The sequence below is a fragment of the Kineococcus indalonis genome (assembly GCF_009906395.1).
GTDB classification, from domain to species: Bacteria; Actinomycetota; Actinomycetes; order Actinomycetales; family Kineococcaceae; genus Kineococcus; species Kineococcus indalonis.
In genome coordinates this window covers 1-4586 of record NZ_JAAALM010000338.1, presented here as the reverse complement: position 1 = coordinate 4586, position 4586 = coordinate 1, and the positions used below count along the sequence as shown (strand labels likewise).

Annotated in this window: 5 protein-coding genes and 1 pseudogene; all 6 read left to right on the top strand. The window is 72.8% G+C overall.

Annotation, left to right across the window (positions count from 1 at the left end; genetic code table 11):
• Positions 1-29 precede the first annotated feature (29 nt).
• Positions 30-425 carry a flagellar basal body rod protein FlgC gene (flgC, locus tag GTR00_RS15185; protein ID WP_166612435.1) on the top strand — a complete coding sequence of 132 codons (396 nt, stop codon included), beginning with the start codon at positions 30-32 and terminating at the stop codon, positions 423-425.
• 5 nt (positions 426-430) lie between these two features.
• Positions 431-865 (top strand): flagellar hook-basal body complex protein FliE, encoded by a 435-nt coding sequence (gene fliE, locus GTR00_RS15180; RefSeq protein WP_205705894.1) that lies wholly within the window; start codon positions 431-433, stop codon positions 863-865.
• Positions 865-2466 (top strand): flagellar basal-body MS-ring/collar protein FliF, encoded by a 1602-nt coding sequence (gene fliF, locus GTR00_RS15175; protein WP_166612434.1) that lies wholly within the window; start codon positions 865-867, stop codon positions 2464-2466. The genes fliE and fliF overlap by 1 nt, the downstream gene beginning before the upstream one ends.
• Positions 2467-2469: 3 nt before the next feature.
• Positions 2470-3498 carry a flagellar motor switch protein FliG gene (fliG, locus tag GTR00_RS15170; protein ID WP_323132507.1) on the top strand — a complete coding sequence of 343 codons (1029 nt, stop codon included), beginning with the start codon at positions 2470-2472 and terminating at the stop codon, positions 3496-3498.
• Positions 3482-4327 (top strand): FliH/SctL family protein, encoded by an 846-nt coding sequence (locus tag GTR00_RS15165; RefSeq protein WP_166612433.1) that lies wholly within the window; start codon positions 3482-3484, stop codon positions 4325-4327. The genes fliG and GTR00_RS15165 overlap by 17 nt, the downstream gene beginning before the upstream one ends.
• Positions 4324-4586 (top strand): annotated as a pseudogene (locus tag GTR00_RS15160) (EscN/YscN/HrcN family type III secretion system ATPase); the annotation flags it as partial. The gene GTR00_RS15165 and the pseudogene GTR00_RS15160, both read left to right, overlap by 4 nt.

Sequence of the window (4586 nt, the reverse complement as noted above, 5' to 3'; positions counted from 1 at the left end):
CCCACCACCTGACCCGGAGCCCACGACCCATGAGCATCTTCGACGCGATCGGCATCGCCGGGACCGGCGTCACGGTGAACCGCAAGTGGATGGACGCCGTCAGCGACAACCTCGCCAACATCAACACCGCCAAGCGCACCGACGAGGACGCCTTCGCCGCCCGCTACGTCGTGGCCACCGAGGCCGGCGACGGCAAGGGCACCCAGGTGGCCGGCATCGTCACCGGCAGCACCGAGGGCCGCATGGTGCACGAGCCCGACCACCCCCTCGCCGACGCCGACGGCTACGTGAAGTACCCCGACATCGACATGAGCACGCAGATGACCAGCCTGATCATGGCCCAGCGCGCGTACCAGTCGAACCTGTCGGTCATCGACCGCGCCAAGGACGCCTACCAGGCGGCCCTGCAGCTCGGGAAGGCGTGAGCGGCGTGAGCATCGAGTCCATCGGGTCCGTCGGCGGCGTCGGCTCCTCCCTCGGCACCCAGGCGATCGGCTGGGGCCAGGGCCTGGAGGACACCGACAGCGCCCAGATGACCCGCGGGGTCAGCACCGGCACGCAGTCCGTCGCCGGCACCAGCGGCATCGCCGGCCTCGCCGGCGTCACCGGCACCACGGGCACCGGCGCGGTGGGCGACGCCTCCGGCACCGACTTCGCGTCCCTGCTCTCCGGGGGCCTGGACAAGCTTCAGGGCATCCAGTCGAACGCCGATGACCTCGCTGTCAAGGCCGCCACCGGCGACCTGACCAACGTGCACGACTACATGATCGCCAGCAACGAGGCGCAGCTGGCGACCCAGCTGACCGTGGCGGTCCGTGACAAGGCCGTCGAGGCGTTCAACGAGATCATGAGGATGCAGATCTGATGGCGAAGAGCAAGGGGCCCGCTGCGATCGTCGACGGCGCCAAGCGCTTCGGGGAGGGCTTCAAGTCCTTCTCCTCCGGTCAGAAGGCCGTCGTCATCGCGGTCCTGGTGGCCCTGGTGGCCGGCGGGGTCTTCTTCTCCCGCTGGGCGGCCACCCCGTCCTACGCGCCGCTGTTCTCGAACCTGTCCGGGGCCGACGCCTCGGCGATCGTCGAGAAGCTCAAGGCCGACGGCGTCGCCTACCAGCTCGCCGACGGCGGCACCACCGTCATGGTCCCGCAGGACGTCGTCTACGACGAGCGCCTGGCCATGTCCGGCGAGGGCCTGCCCGCGGACACCGAGACCGGCAGCTCCATGCTCATGGAGTCCGGCGTCACCACCTCGGAGTTCGTGCAGCAGAAGGCCTACCAGCAGGACCTGGCCAACGAGCTGCAGAAGACGATCACCTCCATCGACGGGATCGACACGGCCAAGGTCAACCTGGCCATCCCGGAGAAGGACGTCTTCATCGACGAGCAGAAGCCGACCACCGCGTCGGTGCTCGTCAAGCTCAAGCCGGGCGCCCAGCTCAGCGACGACCAGGTCACCTCGGTGGTCAACCTCGTCGCCGGCGGCGTGGAGGGCATGGACCCCAAGAACGTCTCCGTCGTCGACGACAAGGGCAACACCCTGTCCTCCGACGACTCCGGCAGCTCCGCGCAGCAGGAGAAGACCGGCGACTACAACACCACGCAGAGCGCCAACCTGCAGGCGATGCTGGAGAGCTTCCTCGGCGCCGGCAACGTCAAGGCCACCGTCAACGCGACGCTGAACTTCGACGACACCACGCAGAACTCGGTGACGTACGAGCAGCCCCAGCAGCTCGCGCCCCTGGTCAGCAGCAAGGACATCGAGAAGTACACCGGCGGCACCGCCGGCGCGGCCACCGGCGTCCTGGGCCCGGACAACATCCAGACCCCCGCCGGCGCCACGAACGGCGAGAGCGGGTACGAGAAGAGCTCCGAGACGGTCAACAACTCGATCAACCGCATCGAGACGACGACCAAGCAGGCCCCGGGCAAGGTGGAGCGGCAGTCCGTCGCCGTCGTCATCGACGCCAAGAACGCCGGCACCGCCGACGTCAACGCGATCACCCAGCTCGTGACCCAGGCCGCCGGCCTGGACACCGCCCGCGGTGACACCGTCAACGTGCAGAAGATCGCCTTCGACTCCTCCGCCGCCGACGCGGCCGCCGCCGCCCTGGCCGAGCAGGAGGCCGCCGAGAAGCAGGACGCGCTCGTCGGCTACGGCAAGACCGCCGCGCTGGCCCTGCTGGTCCTGGTCATGCTGGTGGTCGTCCTGCTGGCCTTCCGCCGCCGCAAGGTGGAGACCGTCGACGTCCTGGACGTCGCGCCGATCGAGCTCGGCGACATCACCGCCGAGGACGACCTCAAGGTCCTGGACGCTCCCGCCGATCGTCCAGTGGCGCTCGAAGCAGCACCGGTCGACCCGGCCCTGGAGGCCGCGGCGGCCCGCCGCACCGAGGTCGTCGAACTCGTCTCCCGCCAGCCCGAGGAGGTCGCGGAACTGCTCCGCGGCTGGCTCGCCGATCGGAGGTCCTGACCCGTGACGACGTCCACCGAGGTCGAGGTCGCGCCCCTGTCGGGTGCGCAGAAGGCCGCCGTCCTGCTCGTGCAGGTCGGTCAGGAGAACGCCGCCAAGGTGCTCTCCCACATGCGCCCCGCCGAGATCGAGGAGCTGACCGCGGAGATCCTGCGGCTGCGCTCGGTGTCCCCGGAGGTCGCCGGCGTGGTCCTGGAGGAGTTCCACTCCATGATCGCCTCGCCGCTGCGCGGCGGCGCCGGCGGCATGGACTTCGCCCAGGCCCTGCTGGAGGGCGCCCTGGGCGCCGACGGCGCCGCCGAGGTCCTCGGCCGCGTCGCCGAGTCCCAGGTCGTGCAGCCCTTCCAGTTCCTGCACCAGGCCGACCCGCAGCAGATCCTCACCTTCCTCACCGGCGAGCACCCCCAGACCATCGCCCTGGTCGTCGCGCACCTGCGCCCCGACCAGTCCTCGATGATCCTGGGCGGGCTGTCCCCGGAGATGCAGGCGGACATCGCCTACCGCATCGCCACGATGGAGGCCACGAGCACCGAGTACGTGCGCCTCATCGAGGACGTCGTCCAGCGCCGCACCTCCACGGTGCTGCAGGCCAAGCAGAACACCGCCGTCGGCGGCGTCGCGCCCCTGGTCGAGATCATCAACCGCGCCGACCGCGGCACCGAGCGCAGCATCCTCGAGGGCCTGTCCGCCAAGGACGCCGCCCTGTCCGACGAGATCCGCGCCCTCATGTTCGTCTTCGAGGACATCACCACCCTGGACGACCGCGCCATCCAGCTCGTGCTGCGCGGCGTGGAGACGGCCGACCTGGCCACCGCCCTCAAGGGCGTCAAGGACTCGGTGCGCGACAAGATCCTGCGCAACGTCTCCGAGCGCGCCCGCGAGAACCTGCTCGACGAGATCGAGATGCTCGGGCCCGTCCGCATGTCCGCGGTCGAGGAGTCGCAGCAGAAGGTCGTCCAGGTCATCCGCCAGCTCGAGGAGTCCGGGCAGATCGTGCTGACGCGCGGCGGTGACGATGACTTCGTGGCCTGACGCGGGCACCGCCCGCGCCTTCCGGCCCGCCGACACGTCCCCGGCGCGCACGGCCCGCTCGTTCGTCGCCGCCCCCGGCGGCGGGGCCGGCACCGCCCAGCCGAGGGCCTTCACCGGCATCCGGCTGCCGCGCAGCCCGGCGGACGAGGAGGCCCTGCGCGCCGAGCGCGAGGCCGCCCGCACCGCCGGCTACGCGGCCGGCTGGGCCGCCGGCATGCGCCAGGCCGCCGAGGAGGCCGCCGCCGAGCGCCTCGCCGCGCGGCACGCCGCCCAGGAGGCCGCCCGCGCCCAGGCCGCCGCGCAGGCGGCGGCCCTGGCGCGGGCGGAGGCGGCGGTGCGCTCGGCCGCCGACGCCCTGCGCGCCGAGCGCCAGCCCACCGTCGCGGCCCTGGCCGACACGGTGCTGGAGCTGGCCCTGGACCTCGCCGGCGCCGTGCTGGACCGCGAGGTCTCCCTCATGGCCTCGCCGGTGCACGAGGCCGTCCAGCGGGCCCTGCGCCCCCTGGACGCCACCCTGCCCGTCACGGTGCGCGTGCACCCCGACGACCTGGCCGCCCTGACGGGTGACGGCCGGACGGGTGCCGGCGCCACCGGCGAGGCGCTCAAGGACGGTGCCGGCGCCGCCGATGCAGGACGCGTGAGCTTCCTGCCCGACCCCACGGTCACCCCGGGCGACGCGATCGCCCGTCAGGGTGACACCGACGTCGACGCCGGCCTGCGCGCCAGCGTCGCGCGCGCCCTCGAGGCGCTGGTCTCGCCCGAGGCCGCGACCGGCTCGCCGGTCGCGGCGGGCGGGGGGATCGACGAGGTGACCGGGCGGCCGGCGTGAACGCCCCCCTGGTCTCCTCCCGCCTCGCCGCCGACGTGCGCGAGCTGCTGCGCCCGCAGCTGCAGCGCGCCGCCGCCGCGGCCCGGCCCCTCGTGCGGGGCCGGGTCAGCGGCATCGTCGGCCTCTCGGTGGAGGTCTCCGGCCTGGAGGCCGCCGTCGGCGAGACCGTCGTGCTCGGCGAGGGCGCCCGGGCCGTGCCCGCCGAGGTCGTCGCCGCCGACGGCGGCCGCCTGCGCTGCCTGCCGCTGGGCCACCTCAC